This window comes from Bhargavaea sp. CC-171006, from assembly GCF_009761675.1.
GTDB classification, from domain to species: Bacteria; Bacillota; Bacilli; order Bacillales_A; family Planococcaceae; genus Bhargavaea; species Bhargavaea changchunensis.
Genome location: NZ_QUZH01000003.1, coordinates 213,397 through 232,260, shown reverse-complemented (window position 1 = coordinate 232,260; position 18,864 = coordinate 213,397). Strand labels below are relative to the sequence as shown.

General features: G+C 51.1%; 16 protein-coding genes. 12 read left to right on the top strand and 4 right to left on the bottom strand.

The annotated features are described in order from the left end of the window. Positions 1–480 precede the first annotated feature (480 nt). The 4 genes from tsaE to tsaD are packed head-to-tail and all read left to right on the top strand — an operon-like array spanning position 481 to position 3,122. A complete protein-coding gene (gene tsaE / locus DZC51_RS01465) occupies positions 481–933 on the top strand; it encodes a tRNA (adenosine(37)-N6)-threonylcarbamoyltransferase complex ATPase subunit type 1 TsaE (RefSeq protein WP_157293578.1) in 453 nt (150 codons plus the stop codon). Then, positions 930–1,637, top strand: coding sequence for a tRNA (adenosine(37)-N6)-threonylcarbamoyltransferase complex dimerization subunit type 1 TsaB (gene tsaB, locus DZC51_RS01460; protein ID WP_157293577.1), 708 nt, complete (start codon positions 930–932; stop codon positions 1,635–1,637). The genes tsaE and tsaB overlap by 4 nt, the downstream gene beginning before the upstream one ends. Beyond that, the gene (gene rimI, locus DZC51_RS01455) at positions 1,634–2,107 is read left to right on the top strand and encodes a ribosomal protein S18-alanine N-acetyltransferase (RefSeq protein WP_157293576.1); all 474 of its coding nucleotides are present in this window, start codon (positions 1,634–1,636) and stop codon (positions 2,105–2,107) included. Before tsaB ends, rimI begins: the two co-directional genes overlap by 4 nt. Next, positions 2,100–3,122, top strand: coding sequence for a tRNA (adenosine(37)-N6)-threonylcarbamoyltransferase complex transferase subunit TsaD (gene tsaD / locus DZC51_RS01450; RefSeq protein ID WP_157293593.1), 1,023 nt, complete (start codon positions 2,100–2,102; stop codon positions 3,120–3,122). The genes rimI and tsaD overlap by 8 nt, the downstream gene beginning before the upstream one ends. Before the next feature lie 342 nt (positions 3,123–3,464). Here tsaD and DZC51_RS01445 read toward each other — a convergent pair whose 3' ends face one another. Beyond that, positions 3,465–5,402 carry an ABC-F family ATP-binding cassette domain-containing protein gene (locus tag DZC51_RS01445; RefSeq protein WP_157293575.1) on the bottom strand — a complete coding sequence of 646 codons (1,938 nt, stop codon included), beginning with the start codon at positions 5,400–5,402 and terminating at the stop codon, positions 3,465–3,467. A gap of 131 nt (positions 5,403–5,533) precedes the next feature. Between DZC51_RS01445 and DZC51_RS01440 the strand changes: the two genes are divergently transcribed. The 3 genes from DZC51_RS01440 to tatC all read left to right on the top strand — a co-directional run bounded on the left by DZC51_RS01440 (position 5,534) and on the right by tatC (position 7,273). Further along, positions 5,534–6,190, top strand: a complete 657-nt coding sequence (locus DZC51_RS01440; RefSeq protein ID WP_157293574.1) for a redox-sensing transcriptional repressor Rex — start codon at positions 5,534–5,536, stop codon at positions 6,188–6,190. 61 nt (positions 6,191–6,251) lie between these two features. Further along, positions 6,252–6,443, top strand: coding sequence for a twin-arginine translocase TatA/TatE family subunit (gene tatA, locus DZC51_RS01435; protein WP_157293573.1), 192 nt, complete (start codon positions 6,252–6,254; stop codon positions 6,441–6,443). Between the two features lie 26 nt (positions 6,444–6,469). Next, positions 6,470–7,273, top strand: a complete 804-nt coding sequence (gene tatC / locus DZC51_RS01430; RefSeq protein ID WP_157293572.1) for a twin-arginine translocase subunit TatC — start codon at positions 6,470–6,472, stop codon at positions 7,271–7,273. A 147-nt stretch (positions 7,274–7,420) separates the two neighbouring features. Here tatC and DZC51_RS01425 read toward each other — a convergent pair whose 3' ends face one another. Continuing rightward, a complete protein-coding gene (locus DZC51_RS01425) occupies positions 7,421–8,146 on the bottom strand; it encodes a CPBP family intramembrane glutamic endopeptidase (protein ID WP_157293571.1) in 726 nt (241 codons plus the stop codon). Positions 8,147–8,345: 199 nt separating this feature from the next. On the opposite strand from DZC51_RS01425, the gene groES reads away from it, so the two are divergent. From groES to DZC51_RS01410, 3 genes are all read left to right on the top strand, one after another. After that, positions 8,346–8,630, top strand: a complete 285-nt coding sequence (gene groES / locus DZC51_RS01420; RefSeq protein ID WP_157293570.1) for a co-chaperone GroES — start codon at positions 8,346–8,348, stop codon at positions 8,628–8,630. A 58-nt stretch (positions 8,631–8,688) separates the two neighbouring features. Then, entirely contained in the window at positions 8,689–10,320 is a 1,632-nt protein-coding gene (gene groL, locus DZC51_RS01415) for a chaperonin GroEL (protein WP_157293569.1), read from the top strand. A 276-nt stretch (positions 10,321–10,596) separates the two neighbouring features. After that, positions 10,597–11,757 carry a pyridoxal-phosphate-dependent aminotransferase family protein gene (locus DZC51_RS01410; RefSeq protein WP_157293568.1) on the top strand — a complete coding sequence of 387 codons (1,161 nt, stop codon included), beginning with the start codon at positions 10,597–10,599 and terminating at the stop codon, positions 11,755–11,757. Positions 11,758–11,869: 112 nt separating this feature from the next. Here DZC51_RS01410 and DZC51_RS01405 read toward each other — a convergent pair whose 3' ends face one another. Beyond that, positions 11,870–12,625 (bottom strand): SurA N-terminal domain-containing protein, encoded by a 756-nt coding sequence (locus DZC51_RS01405; RefSeq protein WP_157293567.1) that lies wholly within the window; start codon positions 12,623–12,625, stop codon positions 11,870–11,872. A 312-nt stretch (positions 12,626–12,937) separates the two neighbouring features. Between DZC51_RS01405 and DZC51_RS01400 the strand changes: the two genes are divergently transcribed. Together DZC51_RS01400 and DZC51_RS01395 are read left to right on the top strand one after the other, a co-directional pair. Next, positions 12,938–13,408, top strand: a complete 471-nt coding sequence (locus DZC51_RS01400; protein WP_157293566.1) for a peptide-methionine (S)-S-oxide reductase — start codon at positions 12,938–12,940, stop codon at positions 13,406–13,408. A 400-nt stretch (positions 13,409–13,808) separates the two neighbouring features. Further along, positions 13,809–18,011: a tetratricopeptide repeat protein gene (locus DZC51_RS01395; RefSeq protein WP_157293565.1), complete on the top strand. Its 4,203-nt coding sequence runs from the start codon at positions 13,809–13,811 to the stop codon at positions 18,009–18,011. Positions 18,012–18,068: 57 nt separating this feature from the next. Here the strand turns inward: DZC51_RS01395 and DZC51_RS01390 are convergent, their stop codons facing one another. Next, positions 18,069–18,785 (bottom strand): ferredoxin--NADP reductase, encoded by a 717-nt coding sequence (locus DZC51_RS01390; protein ID WP_157293564.1) that lies wholly within the window; start codon positions 18,783–18,785, stop codon positions 18,069–18,071. Between the last annotated feature and the right edge of the window lie 79 nt (positions 18,786–18,864).

Below are 18,864 nucleotides of genomic sequence, written 5' to 3'. Positions count from 1 at the left end.
CACAAGGCCGTCTCCTTATGGAGGCGGTTTTTTTATGCGTGAAAAACAGTCCGAAGGACTATTCACAGGAAGTGCTCATAGAAACTCGGCGAGCGCTCGTAGAAGACCCGCAAGCGCTCTTAGAATATGCACAAGCGCTCATAGAACGGCAATAAGCGCCCATAGAAATCTATGAGCGCTTATACCTGTAAGAGGGACCCCAGGCGGCATTTTATGGTGACTGGCGGGAAGTTTCATCGGGTTCGTCACTTTCAACGGATGATTCGTCACTTTCAGGATGCGATTCATCACTTTCAGAGTACGATTCGTCACTTTCAACGGACGGATCGTCATTTTCATGAAAAGCACGTGTCTGTCCCTGTTCCTGAAAGTAATGAATCCCTTCCCATGCTAACCTCACCTTGCAAAACACTACAATTTACCCGCTTTATCCTTTAAACTTGGGAAAGCAAAGGCTACAGAAGATGGAGTGACCAAAGCATGAATCAAACAATCGACGTCCAGTCGCAGGCAGAAACCGCCGGGCTGGCCGAAAAACTTGCTTCTCTGCTTGAGGGCGGAGAGGTGATTACGCTGGAGGGTGACCTCGGGACGGGCAAGACGACCTTTACCCAGGCGCTGGCAAAAGGGCTCGGTATCACACGGACCGTCAGCAGCCCGACGTTCACCATCCTGAAGCAGTATGAAGGCCGGCTGCCGCTGAATCACCTGGATGTGTACCGCCTCGCGGACAGCGAAGAGGATCTCGGATGGGATGAACTTTTTTACGGGAATGCGGTGAGCGTTGTGGAGTGGGCACAGTATATAGAAGAGGAATTGCCGGAGGAGCGGCTGGACATCGAGATCCGCAGGCTGGATGAGAATGGCCGCCGCTTTTCGTTTAAGGCTTCCGGCAGCCGCTATGAATCGATGATGAAGGAGCTTATGCGATGATCTGGCTCGGATTGGATACTGCGAATGCGCCCTTGTCAGTGGCCCTCGTCCGAGACGGGGAGCTGCTGGTGGAGCTGAACTCGGCGATGGGGCTGAACCATTCGGCGGGTGCCATGCCCGCTGTTGAGCAACTGTTTAAAAGAGCCGGCATAAAGCCGGCAGACATAGACGCGATTGCGGTTTCCGAAGGGCCCGGGTCTTATACGGGTGTCCGGATCGGCGTGACAATCGCCAAGACGCTCGCATGGACATTGGACAAGCCGCTTGTCGGCGTTTCAAGCCTGCGGGTGCTCGCTTCGAATGTCTTCACCTACGGCGTCACAATCAGCCCGATGATCGATGCAAGAAGGGGCAATGTGTATGCGGGGCTTTATCGCAGGCAGGAAGACGGGACGCTGAAATGTCTGATGGAAGACCGGCATATGGCACTGTCCGATCTTCTCGACCGATTAAAGAAGGAAGGGAATCCGGTCGTGTTCGTCGGTGAAGGAGCAAGAAAGAATGAAGAGGCTTTACGCGAGGCGCTCGGAGAACTTGGGCGGCGCGCGCACTTTACCCAGGATATTCCCAGGGCTTCTCTTCTTATCACAGAAGCGCAACAGGCAGAGCCTGAGACTGTCCATTCATTTGTTCCGGAATACCGCCGGATCACCGAGGCCGAGGCCAACTGGCAAAAGGCGAACGGGGAGGCCCGGGAGAAATGAGCACAGATGGATCCCTTGTGATCGGATTCCGGCCGATGCAGTTTGCGGATGTGCCGGCGGTCTACCGGGTGGAGACGGATGCATTCAGCTCCCCCTGGACAATGGAAGCCTTTGAACAGGAAATGCTGAATAACGAGTACGCGTACTACCTGCTTGCCATGGACGGAGAAGAGATTGTCGGCTACTGCGGCGCATGGCTTATCCTGGACGAATGCCATATCACGAATGTTGCGGTGCTTTCCTCGTACCGGGGACACGGGATCGGCGAGGCTCTCATGCGGGAAGTGATGCGCCGGACCGCCGGGAAAGGCGCCCGTACGATGACGCTCGAGGCCAGGGTATCCAATGTGCCGGCACTTGGACTCTACCGCAAGCTGGGATTTAAGGAAGGCGGCATCCGCCGCGGGTATTATACGGACAATGGCGAAGATGCCATTGTCATGTGGACGGAGCTGAATGAAGATGAATGACATCCATATTCTCGGCATCGAGACGAGTTGTGACGAGACGGCGGCCTCGGTCGTGAAAAACGGGCGGGAGATTCTATCGAATGTCGTCGCTTCCCAGATCGAAAGCCAGAAGAGATTCGGCGGGGTTGTGCCGGAAGTGGCGTCACGTCTCCATGTCGAGCAAATTACGCTCGTCATTGAAGAAGCGATGGAGCAGGCAGGCCTCCGGCCGGAAGATCTGGACGCAGTGGCTGTGACGGAAGGTCCTGGACTTGTCGGTGCACTTCTGATCGGCGTCAATGCCGCCAAGGCGTTCGCTTTTGCAAACGGGCTGCCGATCATCGGTGTCCACCATATCGCAGGCCATGTGTATGCCAACCGGCTGGACGGCGGGATGGAATTCCCGCTGGTCGCGCTGATCATCTCGGGCGGGCACACAGAGCTGGTTTATATGGAGCGGGACGGCAGGTTTGAGCTGATCGGCGAGACACGGGATGACGCGGCAGGCGAGGCATACGACAAGGTCGCCCGGGTGCTCGGCCTGCCTTATCCCGGCGGTCCGCACATCGACCGGCTCGCCCATGAAGCACAGGGTACCGTCGAGTTTCCGCGGGCACGTCTCGAAGAAGGTTCATTCGACTTCAGCTTCAGCGGACTCAAGTCGGCGGTCATCAACCATGTCCATAATGCCCGGCAGAAGGGGCAGGAAGTGGACACAGCGAGTGTGGCTGCCGGCTTCCAGGAGAGCGTCATCGATGTCGTCGTCGAAAAAACGGTCCGCGCGGCAAAGGAAAAGGGAGTTCGCCAGGTGATTGCAGCGGGCGGGGTATCGGCCAATAAAGGGCTTCGCGCTGCATTGAGCGAGGCGCTGGAGAAGGAAGGGATCCGCTTCTCGGTGCCTCCGCTCAACCTGTGCACCGACAATGCCGCAATGATTGCTGCAGCCGGCACTTCCATGTATGAGGCCGGCATCCGGAGCGACATGGCACTAAACGGCCGGCCCGGAATGGAGCTTTTGTCCTGGACAATGAAATAATTGATGAAAAACAAGGAGAGTCCGGTCTTGCCGGATTCTCCTTGTTTCATCAGTATGAGACATGTTCTGTCAAGGGGGAACATCTGTACTTATGCACAGTTGTTGATAACTTGTGGATAAAAGGTGGATTTCAGCCTTAGTTATCCGCTCTTTTTCACAATTGGGTGTGTAAAACTCTGAGTGAAACTGTGGGCAACGTGGATAACTTTGTGAATATCCCGTAATACAGGGATTTCTCCTGTTTATAAATCTGTGGAAATTCTAAGAGATTTGTTGAAAATAATAAACTGCCGCAGAGTGTGATCCGCGGCAGTTTCCATCATGCATTCCGATATGATGATTTTAATCTTGATCCAGTTCCGTCTGGAGATCCAGCCAGCGTTCCATGCTGGCTTCGTGCTGGACGGATTTCCCGTCCAGCTGTTCCTGAATCTCCTGGAGCCTGACATGGTCGTCCGCATGTTCAGGGAGGTTCAGTTCTTCTTCGAGGCGCTTCATTTCCGCTTCAAGTGCCGCCATTTCCTCCTCGGCTTCAGCGAGCGCGCGGCGGAGCCGCCGCTCTTCACGCTGCGCTTCCCGGTCAAGGGGAGCATTCGCCTTATTGGCCGGAACGGCAGGACGGCCTGCCTGCTGTTCTGCCGCCAACTCTGCAAGCAACTCTTCCTGCTCCCGTTTTTTTTCTACATAGTAATCGTAGTCACCGAGGAATTCTTCAGCACCTTCCGGAGACAACTCGACGACCTTCGTCGCAATCCGGTTGATGAAATACCGGTCGTGGGAGACGAAGAGAAGCGTACCCGGATAGTCGAGCAGGGCATTTTCAAGAACTTCCTTGCTGTCGAGATCCAGGTGGTTCGTCGGCTCGTCAAGGACAAGGGTATTGGCTTTCTCAAGGACCAGCTTGGCGAGCGCCAGGCGCGCCTTTTCGCCGCCCGAGAGCGTGCTGACAGGCTTCGTCACGTCGTCACCGGTAAAGAGGAAGCGGCCGAGCAGCGTGCGGATGTCTTTTTCGTTCATGGTCGGCCAATCGTTCCAGATCTCTTCGAGAACGGTGCCGTTCCCGGTGAGCTCCGCCTGTTCCTGGTCATAGAAGCCGAACTCCACATTCGTGCCGAGGTCGATCGAGCCGGCAAGCTTGGGGAGCCGGCCGGTCAGCGTTTTCAGGAGCGTCGACTTGCCGACGCCGTTCGGACCGATAAAAGCAATGCGGTCTTCGCGGTAGACGCGGAAATCAAGCTGGGAGGAAACAGCCTCATCCCTGTAGCCGATCGAGAGGTCTCGGACGGCCATGACATCATTGCCGCTTTTCCTGCCGATGCCGAACGTAAAGGCCGCGGATTTTTCGTCGCCCTCAGGAGCGTCCATCCAGTCGGTCTTCTCGAGCACCTTTCTTCGGCTCTGGGCCATCTTCGTCGTGGAAGCTCTGGCGATGTTTTTCTGAACGAATGCTTCAAGCTTCGCCTTTTCATCCATCTGCTTCTCATATGTCTTGCGGTCGCGCTCGTAGTTTTTCGCCTTTTGGTCCAGGTAGGCGCTGTAATTGCCGGTGTACTTGGTCACTTTCCGCCGGGAGACCTCGTAGACGATCGTCACGACCTGGTCGAGGAAGTAGCGGTCATGGGAGACAATCAGAATCGCACCCTCGTAGCCTTGCAGATACTTCTCGAGCCAGCTGAGCGTTTCGATGTCCAGGTGGTTGGTCGGCTCATCGAGGATGAGGAGGCCAGGTCTCGACAGCAGGAGCCGGGCAAGCGCAAGTCTTGTACGCTGGCCGCCTGACAGCGTCCGGATCGCTTTGCCGTAGTCTTCGGGATAAAACCGCATGCCGTGCAGAACGGAGCGGGTCTCGGATTCGTACTGGTAGCCGCCCGCCTCGCCGAACCGGTGCTGCAGCGAGTCGTAGGCGTCCATCACTTTCTTGTATTCGGCATCATTGCCGTAGACGGCCGGATCGGCCATTTTCTGCTCAAGCGAGCGGAGTTCCCTCTCCATCGCAAAAAGCGGCTCAAATACGGTCATCATTTCTTCCCATATCGTGCGTTCCGAATCAAGCCCGCTGTGCTGGTCGAGGTAGCCGATCCGGACGTCTTTCGGAATGATGATGTCGCCCTCGTCCCGGCTCATCTCACCGGTGATGATCTTGAGCAACGTCGATTTGCCGGCGCCGTTGCGGCCGACAAGAGCCACACGGTCACGGTGCTGCACTTCCAATTTAACGCCGGAGAGGATCTCCTCCCCGGCAAATGATTTCGTCACGCTGTTCACTTGAAGGACGATCATAGTCTACACCCCTATTCTTCTACAGTTTACTGGATAGGGGGCGGACCGCGCAACGGCGCGACTTTACAGGAATGGCGGGCTCATGTAAGATGGTAACGGCTCACGCACGGAAGGTTTTGATGGAGGCTATTATGAAAGATGAAACTCAACGGGTCCCGCAGGCGACCTCAAAGCGTCTGCCTCTTTACTACCGTTTCATACAGAAGCTTGCCAACGAGGGAAAGGAGCGGGTCTCCTCCCAGGAGCTGAGCGAGACGATGAAAATCGACTCCGCCACGATCCGGAGGGACTTCTCCTATTTCGGAGCGCTCGGGAAGAAGGGCTACGGCTATGACGTCCGGCGCCTCCTTGAATTCTTCCGGAAGACGCTTGATCAGGACGAGGCAGTCAATCTCGCTCTTGTCGGCGTCGGGAGCCTCGGCAATGCATTTCTGAAATATAATTTCGAGAAAAACCACAACACCCGAATTGTTGTGGCGTTCGACCCCAATGCGGCAGAAGAAGGGACGATGTCGAACGGCATTCCGATCTTCCGGCCGGAGCGGCTGGAGGAAAAGCTGCCGGACTTCGGCGTCCAGATGGCAGTCCTCACCGTACCGGCCCGGGCCGCACAGGACATGACCGACCGTCTGGCGGCGCTTGGCGTCAAGGGCATCCTGAACTTCGCCCCGGTACGGCTGAACGTTCCGGAAGGCGTCCGTGTCCACTCGATCGATTTGTCCGTCGAGATGCAGGCGCTGTTTTATGCCATCCGGAATGACGAAAAGAATTCACAAACGTCCATTTGATTAAATGGAGTTTCCCGTATATTTGGTGTAGAATTAAACTATTAACAAGGGAGGTGCCGTCATGTCACCAGGTCCATTGAGTCTGATCATCATCGCTATCGTCGCACTCATCATCTTCGGGCCGAAGAAGCTTCCTGAATTCGGCAAAGCGATCGGTTCTTCGCTCCGTGAATTCAAGAACGCCACCAAAGGCCTTGTGGACGACGAAGACGACAGCACAAAGAAAGCTGCCGACCAGAAAGACGCCAAGTGATGGCGCCCCGTTAGGACGTTATCGTTATGAATGAAAAGCAACTTTCGATTATTGAGCATATAGAAGAATTGAGAAAACGGCTGATGATCATCGTCGTTTTCTTCATTTTTGCCGTGGCGGCAGGATTCTTCCTGGCGCCCCCGGTCATCCAGTTCCTGCAGAACAGCGATGAGGCGGAACAGTTCACGCTGAATGCCTTCAACGTGGCCGACCCGATGATCATTTATCTGAAGGTCATCATGTTCGTCGGGTTTGTGCTCGTTTCCCCGGTCATCCTCTACCAGCTCTGGGCGTTTATCGCGCCTGGGCTGTCTGAGACGGAGCGGCGGGTGACGCTCAGCTACATCCCGTACTCTTTCCTGCTGTTCCTTGCAGGAATCAGCTTTTCGTATTTCCTTCTGTTCCCGTACGTCATTTCATTTATGACGAGTTTGTCGGATACACTGGACATCCAGCAGACGATCGGGATCAATGAATACTTTAATTTCCTGTTCCAGATTACGGTGCCGTTCGGGATCGTCTTCCAGTTGCCTGTCGTTCTGCTGTTTTTGTCACGGCTCGGTATTCTGAATCCGGCGACACTCGTGAAAGTACGCAAGTACGCGTACTTTGTCCTGTTCGTCATTGCGGCCTTTATCACGCCGCCGGATCTGTTCTCCCACCTGTTCACGACAGTGCCGCTCATCATCCTGTATGAGATCAGTGTCGGAATCTCGCGCGTCGGCTACAAGAAGTTCCTGAAAGCCGAGGCAAAGCGCCAGGAGGAAGAAAGGGAAGCGGAGCGGCAACGCATCCTCCAGGAACAGCAAGAACGCCTCAATGCGGAATGACCGCATGGGGCGTTTTTTGTTTGTTGATAGCCGACAGGCGGAGAGCCCGGATCCTACGAAATCGAGGTCTTTAAATCCAATATCCCGGTTTGTTCACTAGCCCAACAAAAGCCGCAATCCCATATCCGGAATTGCGGCTTTTTACGATCATTGCATATTCGATATGCGTTCCATCTGGTCGATAAACTCCTGAATCTTGTCGATGTTCAGCTGGACTGCCATGACAAACCCGTTCAAAAGCATATGTGCAATGATGGACGTGATCAGGCGCTTTGTTACATGGTAGAGAAACGCGAAAATGAAGCCGGATGCGGCATAGAGGAGAATGTGTGTGAAGTCCAGATGCACTGCCGCAAACACGAGCGAGCTGACCGCTGCCGCAACGAAGAAGTTCGTCCGATCGACGAGCCCGCCGAAAATGATCCGGCGGAAGATGAACTCTTCAAGGATCGGCGCGAACAGCACGACCGCGATGATGGCGACCGGCGCCATGTCCGCAACGGTCACGAGTGCCGCCGTGTTTTCGGAGCCCGGCTCGATGCCGAGTTGCTGCTCGATCATCCCGGCGGCTCCTTGGCCGAACAGCACCATGAAGAACCCCGCCATTCCGAGGACGATGGCTGCCCAAAGAGGGGAGCGCTTGCCTTTTGGCGTCTTGAAATACTGCTTGTCCTTATTGGAGAGAATCAGTGCCGCAATGGTGGTGATGCCGAATGCGATAAACATCCACCAGCCGGAAGCAGCCACAAAAGCCTCTTCACGCGTCCTGCCGTCGGAAACGAACGGGATCACGATCGGCAGTCCGATTACCGATGACAGCTGCGCAATGATATAGATGATGAAAATCCAAAGGGAAGTATTGGTTTTTTTCATTGGGAAATTCCTTTCCTGAAGCATGAGTGCTCCCTATGATTGTAGAGGGTATGAAGACAAAGTTCAAAGCGGAAACTTTTCTGCTTACGGCTTGCAAAATGGAAAGGGATTCATTATTATAATAACTGTGTTAGCACTCCCCTATGATGAGTGCTAACAAACGACAAATAACGACATCAGATTGAGGAGGGTGTTTCACGTGTTGAAACCACTGGGCGATCGAATCATCATCGAATTGATCGAAGCTGAAGAAACGACTTCGAGCGGAATCGTACTTCCTGACTCCGCGAAAGAAAAGCCTCAAGAAGGCAAGGTAGTCGCAGTCGGCACCGGCCGTTACCTCGACAACGGCACGAAAGTCGATCTCGAAGTAAAAGAAGGCGACCGGATCATCTTCTCAAAATATGCCGGCACTGAAGTGAAATACGGCGGGGAAGAATACCTCATTCTCCGTGAAAACGACGTACTGGCCATCCTCGGCTAAGCCAGGCTTGGATGAAACTCTTAAATAAACAAGAACGATTTCAGGAGGGACTTATCTGATGGCAAAGGAAATCAAATTCAACGAAGATGCGCGCAGCCTGATGCTCAAAGGCGTCGACAAACTGGCTGACGCAGTGAAAGTCACACTCGGGCCTAAAGGCCGCAACGTAGTACTTGAAAAGAAATTCGGCTCGCCGCTTATCACAAACGACGGCGTGACGATTGCAAAAGAAATCGAACTCGAAGATCCGTATGAAAACATGGGCGCAAAGCTCGTCTCCGAAGTCGCTTCGAAGACGAACGACATCGCAGGTGACGGTACGACAACTGCAACGGTCCTCGCTCAGGCGATGATCCGCGAAGGGCTCAAGAACGTCACGGCTGGTGCAAACCCTGTCGGCATCCGCAAGGGTATCGAAAAAGCGGTTGAGACGGCTGTTGTGGAACTCAAGAACATCTCCACTGAAATCGAAGGCAAAGAATCTATCGCACAGGTTGCAGCGATTTCTTCCGGCGACGATGAAGTCGGCGAACTCATCGCTGAAGCGATGGAGCGTGTCGGCAACGACGGCGTCATCACGATCGAAGAATCCAAAGGCTTCACGACTGAACTCGACGTTGTTGAAGGGATGCAGTTCGACCGCGGTTACGCGTCTCCTTACATGATCTCCGACTCTGACAAGATGGAAGCGGTTCTCGAGAACCCTTACATCCTGATCACGGACAAGAAGATCTCGAACATCCAGGAAATCCTGCCTGTTCTTGAGCAAGTTGTCCAGCAGGGCAAGCCGCTTCTTCTCATCTCCGAAGACGTGGAAGGCGAAGCACTTGCAACACTCGTCGTCAACAAGCTCCGCGGCACGTTCAACGCAGTCGCAGTCAAGGCGCCTGGCTTCGGCGACCGCCGCAAGGCAATGCTCGAAGACATCGCGATCCTCACAGGCGGCCAAGTGATCACAGAAGACCTCGGACTCGACCTGAAGTCTGCTGACGTGACTCAGCTCGGCCGCGCGGTGAAAGTCGTCGTCACAAAAGACAACACGACAATCGTCGAGGGTGCAGGCGAAGCTGCGAACATCGAAGCTCGCGTGAACCAGATCCGCGCGCAACTCGAAGAAACCACTTCCGAGTTCGACAAGGAGAAGCTCCAGGAGCGCCTTGCAAAGCTCGCAGGCGGCGTAGCTGTCATCAAAGTTGGCGCAGCGACCGAAACAGAACTGAAAGAGCGCAAGCTCCGCATCGAAGACGCCCTGAACGCGACTCGCGCAGCGGTCGAAGAAGGCATCGTCTCCGGCGGCGGTACCGCACTCGTCAACGTCTACAACAAAGTGGCTGAGCTCCAGGAAGGCGCTGAAGGCGACGTGGCAACAGGCGTCAAGATCGTCCTCCGCGCGCTTGAAGAGCCGGTCCGCCAGATCGCGAACAACGCAGGCCTCGAAGGCTCCATCGTCGTTGACCGCCTGAAGCGCGAAGAAGTCGGCACAGGCTTCAACGCAGCAGACGGCACATGGGTCAACATGACCGATGCAGGCATCGTCGACCCGACGAAGGTGACGCGTTCCGCACTCCAGAACGCTGCATCCGTCGCGGCCCTCTTCCTCACAACGGAAGCAGTCGTCGCAGACATCCCGGAACCGCCAGCAGCAGGCGGCGGCATGCCTGACATGGGCGGCATGGGCGGCATGATGTAAGATCGCCCTCTAAACATTGATATAGCTGTTAAGAAAAAGGTCTTTCATCAGTTCACTGAACTGGTGAGAGGCCTTTCTCATTGGTTTAGGGATTAATCAATTCTTTCCATCCTATTTCTTTCGTCCAGCCAGGTTTGAACTAGAAAAGGCGCAATCTATCTGTTTTCTAACTTTTTAGTTTAAGGTTATGCTAGGGTTAAAGGAGTGGAAGTGAAGTTTTTTAAAAACCGCTTAAATTAATGAGAGCTTTCAAAAAGACATGAGGGGGAGAAAAACATGTATCCAAACATCCTTAGGCATCCGGGACCAACACCCATACCTAAAAAAGTAGAACTGGCAATGGCACAGGACATGATCAGCCACCGTTCAGCGGAATTTGTGAAGCTTTACCGGGAAACGACGGAACGCGTGAAGCCGGTTTTTGGAACAAAGCAGGATATTCTGCTTCTGCCTTCAGGCGGGACAGCAGCAATGGAAGCCGCTGTGGCCAATATTACTTCTCCGGGTGATGAAGTGGTTGTCGTCACGGTTGGAGCTTTTGGAGATTACTTCGTTTCAATTTGTGAAAAGTATGGACTCAACGTACATAAGCTTCAAAAAAAGTGGGGGGAAGCTTGTACGAAGGAAGAGTTGGCGGACTTTTTAAAACCGTTATCCAATATTAAGGCAGTCTTTGCTACGTATAACGAAACGTCAACAGGAGTACTGAACCCTGTCGAACAACTGGGAGAAGCAGTGCGCGAGCATTCGGACGCTCTCTTTATCGTCGATGGTGTAAGCGCAATCGGAGGGGCTCCTGCTGAAATGGACAAATGGGGCATTGATATTTTAGTGACAGGTTCACAAAAGGCGATGATGCTTCCGCCAGGGCTTGCACTTTTGGCAGTCAGCGACAAGGCTTGGAAAGTGATCGAGTCGAATGATTCTTCGGCTTATTATTTAAGTCTTTTAAGTTACCGGGAGTGGAATGAAAAAGGGATGACCCCGAATACTCCTGCAGTTTCTCTGATTATGGGTCTTTCAGCAGTGTGCGATTTGATCGATGAAGAAGGCGGATTTTCGAAAACCGTTGAGCGACATGAAGTGATGAAAAATATGGTGCGAAAATCGATGAATGCACTGTCAATCGACTTGTTGACAGCTGATGAATATGCATCACCGACCATCACGGCAATCCGAACTCCTGAGGGACTTGATCTTGGAAGCTATATTTCTCATTTAAAGAAAAAGTATCACCTCGACTTTGCCGGAGGTCTTGGCCCTCTTCAGGGGAAAATCTTCAGGTTTGGGCATATGGGATATTGTTTCCCGAGTGATATCCTCGAAGCAGTATCTCTGATGGAAGCGGGATTACAAGACTTTTCATATCCATTTGAACCTGGGGCCGGAGTGAAAGCAGCACAAGAGGTTTACCTATCTTCGTTAAGAAAGTCATAAGCGATGGCGTATTGGCTTTTGAGAAATCGTACAGGGCATCATGGTCTGCTGTGGAAGACAAAGTGAAAGAAGTCAGCCATGGAAAATGGCTGACCTCTTTTTACTTGGTGTTTTATATCTTGATATCGATTTTCGCATTTTCCTTCAACTTTTCAACTTGCTGAACGAGTTGTTCCTGCTGTTTTTGCTGTTGAAGGGATTGTTCGATTTGTGGTTTCATCTCTTCTAGTTTTGGTACTTCCTGATTCGCAGCCTTGCCTTGTTCCGCATATTGATCGTAGGTTGTTTGAATTTCTTCATCGGTGATTTCATCTACCGGCACTTCTTTTTCCATGTACTGTTGAAGTTGAATGTCTTCGGATATTTGTGCTTCAAGTGATTTCATATCCATTCCGGATTGTTTAAGAGCTGCTTCGAATTCTTCTTCAGTTTTAAATTGTCCTTTTACTTCGTCCAGTTTCTTATTGATGTCTGACTCTGAAGCCTGATAGCCTTTTTTATCGGCCTCCTGAAGAAGAAGAGTTTGTCCGACCAAGCCATCAAGGGTTTGTTTCTTTACTTGCTCTGCAGCTTCCTTTGAAGTGGGGTCTTGTCCCATTTGCTGCATTTGACCCTGTGAAGAGGCTAAAGCGTTATTGTATTGGCTGCCGAGAATTTCTTCATCATTCACGACGGCAACGGTTTTCTTATCATCGATTTGCTGTTCTTCCAGTTTCTTTTGCATGTCTTCCATTTGCTTCTGCTGATCGGCTTCCGCTGTTACTGCTTTATCATCATTTTTCACTTTATTACTTTCTTCATTACCTCCGCATGCCGCTAAAACAACAGCCAAAAAGCTGGTCATTAATATAGACATTATTTTTTTCATGAATAACGATCCCCTTCCTCAGACAAGAAGTCTATCCTGGCATTATAATGCATCGCTAATGGAAAAAAAGCGTTTTGAGCCATTCTTAATCGGATTGTAAATGGACTGAAATGCATTTTAATATCTGTAATGATGACTGTTTCTAATCCACTAAGGGATTCTCAGTGGTTTTAACGGCTATTGGGAAGCCTTTTTTCATTAGATTGTTCTGTTATAATCGGATAAGGAAAGAAGTTAGAAGAGTTTGATATTACTTGTAAGACAACCCAGTCTGGGGTGTGTGGTCAGTTCCTGCATAAGGGGGAGAGCGAAATGGAAACCGTATATTTTGCAGGGGGATGTTTATGGGGAGTACAAGCTTTTATAAAGACCCTGCCCGGAGTTCAGTTTACAGAAGCGGGAAGGGCCAATGGAGCATCTGACACAACTGATGGCGACTATGATGGTTATGCCGAATGTGTCAAAACAGGATTTGATCCGGCAGTGGTCACCATTAGGGAATTGATGGGGTATTTCTTTGAAATCATTGATCCGTACAGCTTGAATAAACAGGGACAGGATGTCGGGGAGAAATACAGAACCGGCGTCTATAGTGAAAAGGAAGAACACTTAAAAGAAGCGAAGACATATCTTCGTTCGAGAAGTGATGATGAACAGATTGTAGTTGAAGTATTGCCTCTAACAAACTATGTGAGGAGCGCAGAAGAACATCAGGATCGCTTAGCCAGATATCCGAACGATTATTGTCATCTCCCGGAAGAATTATTAAATAAATATAGGTGATGTACGCCCAAGGCCTCTTAACCATTCGCTATATGGTGAGAGGCCTTTTCCCATGGTCTAGGTTTCTGTCCTTTAGAGTCGTCTGTATTCTGGTCCGTGCCTATTTTAAATAGGTTCAGACGTTTTTTCTTTGGAACAATCAATAAAAAAGATGGTAAAATTCGTTAGTTCATTATATATTTTTTACTATAGAGTCCTGAAATCATTACATGGATATTTTCCGTTCAATACACTTCTAAATGATCTCTGATGCTGTCACAGCGGCGTTATATGTGACCCAATAAGGGAGCTACATCAGGCAATACGTGCCCTGCAGCTTGGCCAAGCAATCCTCACTAATTAAACGCTAAAGGCGTTAATGTGTTGAAACAAAAACATTGCTTACACCGAGGAGACAAGGATGAACACAAAACAGATCACCCAGTTGCTTGATACGCATCAATATCAGGATGCCTTAAAGCTATTTACCGAAGCCTTCCAAAAGCCGGAGCCGGTCAAGCTTTCTGCAATCCGGGAGTTCCTGGATCAGCCCGAGGAAACGATCCAGGAGATTCTGACCATCATGGACGCCGCATTGATGAGCCGCTGGGGCAGAATTGTTGCCCGATACAGTCACAGGAAGCTGAAGACGCCGAACACACTGATCTGGTATTGCCAGGAATTGATCGATGAAAACAAGCTGATTGAAGCTGAAGAGCTTCTAAAGAAGCTGGAGAAGAGTGATCTGCCTGCCAAAACAGCAGAAAAACTGTATTTCAACATGGCCGACCTTCTGATTCGGATGCGCCGATTCAACGAGGGATGTCAATACCTGGAGAAATGCGCTGAAGTGACAACAGAATCAATGGCGATCAGGGAGTCTTATTATTATCTCTACCGGGGTGAATGGGCGGAAGCGGTGCAGCTTCTGGAGGATGGAAAACAGGACGAGAAAAACGGTGAGATTGCTTATGCGGTTCTCGCGCAGCATTACAGTTTGCGTGGAGATTACGGGAAAGCGGAACTGGCCGTTAACGAAGGCCTGAACGAGTATCCGTACTGTCCAAAGCTGCTGGCGGAAAAAATCAGGATTCTATACGCGCAAAAACATTGGCCAGGAATGCGGGAAACCATTGCCGTGCTCAATAAGATCTCCCCGTTTCATGACTACCGCAAGCTGTTCGGGTTTTACGAAGCGGTCAGCTTATATATAGAACAAAGTTGGAGGGAACTCGAGCATTTTCTCTCAGCTCATCCTGAACTCCGGCAGGACACACTCTTTAAGAGGTTCAGCAGCAGTAAAGCACATCATGCGAAACAACTGTCCTACAGGCCAGTTGTCCAAAATTACAACTACTGTCTGCCGGCCAGTGCTGAAATGCTCCTCAGCATGTTTTCAGCAGAAATCACCCAGGATGAAATAGCCGAAGCGATTTTTGAAAATAACGGTTCCCAGGTGTCCAAAGTGATCAGCTTCTTCAGGGAGACAGGATACCACAGCGTCCTTTTCCACGGGAATGAAGAACGCTATAAGAAGCTGATCGATCTTGGGGCGGGGGTTCTGATTACGATTGATTATCCGATTGAATCACACGTCCAGGTGCTTACCGGATATGATGATCATCTTGAAGTGTTCACCGTGCAGGATCCGAATTTCCGCGAGGTCCATACCGTGGATTATGAGGAGTTGGACAAGGAATTCGGAAATAACCATGCATTGTCGTTGGCGGTTCTGCCGGTCAGTGAGAAGGACAAACTTGAATTCCTGGATGAAAGCGAGCATGAGATTGCCGGCAGGATGCTGCTTCTAACAGAAAACTGTGACCAGCCGCTGAGCTTGGAAGACACTGAATTCCTCAGGGTTCATATGGAACATCCGATTGTGGCGATCTATAGCGCAAAATACCTTTCCCGCATGACTGATAAAAACATGCTGGACGGCATGATTCAGGTACTGAAACAGACGCTTTCTGATTCTGTCTACCGTGATCTGGTTACAGCATTGGCGTATGTCCAGGCAAATGAGGGGGATCTGGCGAGAAACGTGCTTGAGGGCATGACAGGCGGCTCCCGTATTTCAACCTATTGGTATCTGTTGGGAAGGCTTAGCGCCGATAAAGGGGAGTTTCAGCAAGCTGCGGGAGAGTTCCGCAGGGCGGCCGAGTTGGAACCGGATGATTCCAGTCTTTGGTCATACCAGGCGATTTCTGTTTCCCATTCCGGGGATTTATCTGAAGGGCTGCGGCTATCTGAAATTGCGCTTGATATCAATGGCTCTGACGACTTTGCGATTGTCAATCACGGCATGATCCTGTTTAATGCGGGGCGGCATGAGGAAGCCAGGGAGTACTTTACAAAAGCCCTCCGCATCAAAAAGAACAGCGCCCATATCTGGTATGAAAGAGCCTGCTGCGATCTGGGGCTAGAAAGGTATCATCAAGCGGCAAGGGGCTTTTCAGTCGCGATTTCCCTGGAACCGGCCAATCCTCAGCCTTATCGGGACCTCGCTCTCATTTATGAACTGGTTCATGAAGATGCCGGAGCGGGTGAAGCAACGCTTAGGAAAGGTCTGGAAGCCACAGGAAACGCTTATCTGCTGCTTGTAGAGATGGGGGAACTTGGCGAACGTTCAAAGAACCTTGAAATGGCCCGATCGTATTACACAAAAGCGACGGAGAAGGAGCCTGAGAACCCGGAAGCATGGCTGAGCCTGGCGAACCTGATCAAAGAAGAAGGAAACCTCGATGAATTCTTTATGACCATGAACGGACTGAAGGAACGGTTCGGCGGCAGTCATGATTTCCTGATTAATGGAGGGAACTTGATCTGTGAAGCTGCCGGCCAGTCGGAGGACCCGGGCACATACATGGAGGAGGGGCTTGCCTTCATTGAAGAAGGCATCCGGATGACCGGACCAAGCCTCCATGAAGCGCTCGAGCTCTATACCGGACTGATCCGGGATTCACTTTCTTACAGGAGAGGGATCAAATTTCTTGAAGATGAGCGCAACGGTAAAGAGGATGATCGCCTGTTCCTCTTCCATGCGGGCGTCCTTTATGGGGATAGCGGCCATTACGGAAAGGCAAAAAAGTATTTGGAAGAGGCACTGGAACGTAAAGAGGAGATTCAGACATTGTCCAGGCTGGGAGATGTCCATTTCAAGATGGAAGACAATAAACAGGCCATCCTCTACTATAAACGGGTTCTAAAGCTGGATCCTTCCAATGAGCAGGCTTTCCTGGACCTTGCTTCCGTTTCGAACAAAACGGGGAATCAGCATGAAGAGCTTCATTATTTATTGGAAGCATTTAAGGTCAATCCGTATGCCATCCCGGTGGAAATGGCTGCCGGCCTGATGGATCAGCAACAGCTTCGGAAGTTTGTAAGCGACATCCAAGGTCTGGATAAGGAAACGTTTGATGAAGCCTTCCTGTACGATAGCATGGCAACCATTTATGGGAAGCTTGGCCAATTGGACCGGGAGGAAGAGTATCTGGCCAAAGCATTGGAAGCTTCACCGGAAATGCCCCACCTGCTTCATCAGCAGGCCAAGTTCCTGTTCAGGAAAGGAGAACAAAAGCAGGCCCGGAAGCTTCTGCTGCAGCTGATAGAAAATCATGCTGACGAACAGGAATTCTATGAAACGCTTATTGAATTCTTCCACGGGAAATCATTGGGCAAGCTAAAAAACCAGCTTGGGGCACTGAAGCTCCCAGCACAGGAAATCAGCACGGCCTTGATGTACAGCGCCGCTGCTCTGGAAAAAGTGGTCGTTCCTTTGCTGGCCGAGCAGAACGAGAAACAAGGGGTTTTCAAAAAGTGGATCGGAGCTGCACAAACCACCCTGCAGTTGGGCGTCTTAATCGACCTTTATGAAACTGCCATCCAAAAGGACAGGGAGAATATCCAGGCCGCAGTTTGGTTCGCGGACTTTTACATGGCTGCCTTCCTTGTCGGGGATGCAATCAAAACCCTGGAAACTGCCCTTTCTCATCACTGGGATGACGACCTTGCCTATAAACTTGTTTTGTTGTATATCCATGAGCAGGAGACATTCAGTGAGAAGAAGCGGGAGCGGCATCTGTTGAAGGCGCAGTCTCTATTGGATCAGCTGCAAAGCCGTCAAAAAGAACCGGAATATTTATTCCAACTTGGGTTCTCCCTGTTCCTGCAGGGAGACTATCCGAAAGCTGAAGACGCCTATCAGGAATGCTTAAAACTCGATCCGGCGACCGAGAATGCATACTTCTTTCTGGGTAAAATATATTCGGAAATGGAGCAATATCCAAAAGCAGAGCAGACCATGAAGAAAGCGATCGAGCAGGCGCCGGAAGATCCCGATGCCTGGAATGAGCTTGGAATCATTTACCGGATGCAGGACAAGACGCATGAAGCGCTTCACTGCATCGAGCATGCCACTACCCTTCATCCGGATGATCTGTTCTTCCAATACAATCGGGCGTGCTATCTATCATTGCTCGGACGTTACGAAGAGTCATCCGGGCAACTGGAAAGAGTGTTCAAACTGGACGAAGAAGAAATATTCTTGGAATTGTCGGTTGACGATGAAGATCTTGAACCATTGAAGCAAGCCGGGCATTTTCCTCTCGTAAGGGAAGGGTGAAGTAAAAGGCCTCTCAACCATTTGCTGAATGGTGAGAGGCCTTTTTCCGTGGGTCTATTAAACCGACAATTGATCTGGGAAAAACGCTGTCCGGCCTTTTTCCCGTTTATCCAGCATGATCTGTTCCTGCTGGATGCCCTGTGCCCGCAAGACGTCAATGTTTTGTGAAAGGAACTCATCGCTGCCGACAATATAGAAGAGCCCATCCTGGTCGGCTGCCAGCTTCTTGACTTCTTCATAGTAGTTTTCACGCCGGTCAACGAACTGTGCCGTGAACTTTTTATCTGGTGCAGATTCAAAGACATCCGTGAATAAGAAGTCCTTTGTTGAATCGATGTTGAGGGAATGGATCCGGCTGACGTTGTCAGCTCGCTCGAGGTATTCAAGCACAAGCGGTCTGAAGGTGGCCAGGCCTACACCGGATGACAGCAGGTAAACGTTTTTGTTTTCCCGTTTGAGCGGAACATTCGAATACGTCTTAAACAAGGCGACTTCATCGCCGGCTTTGAGGTTTCTCAGAATTGATTTGTACTCTGAGCATTGCTCCCGGATGCGTGTAGTAATCCCGAGTGACTCTTCGTGCGGCAACGTGGAGATGGACATGTGGCGAACGAGGCTTTTGTTCGGCTTGTCACCGGCATTGAAGCCCTTCAGCCCGAGGTGGGTGTGGGAACCTTCTTCCCACGTAAAGCCTTCCGGGAGGTCGAGCATATAGGTTTTGACCTCGGGTGTTTCATCAATGATCCGGTTGATTTTGGTCCAGTATATTTGCACGGTTTTTTCCCCTTTAACTGTGGTCTGCATCGCTACTGCTACTATACATCAGTTGATAACTATTCTCAATTATTGAACC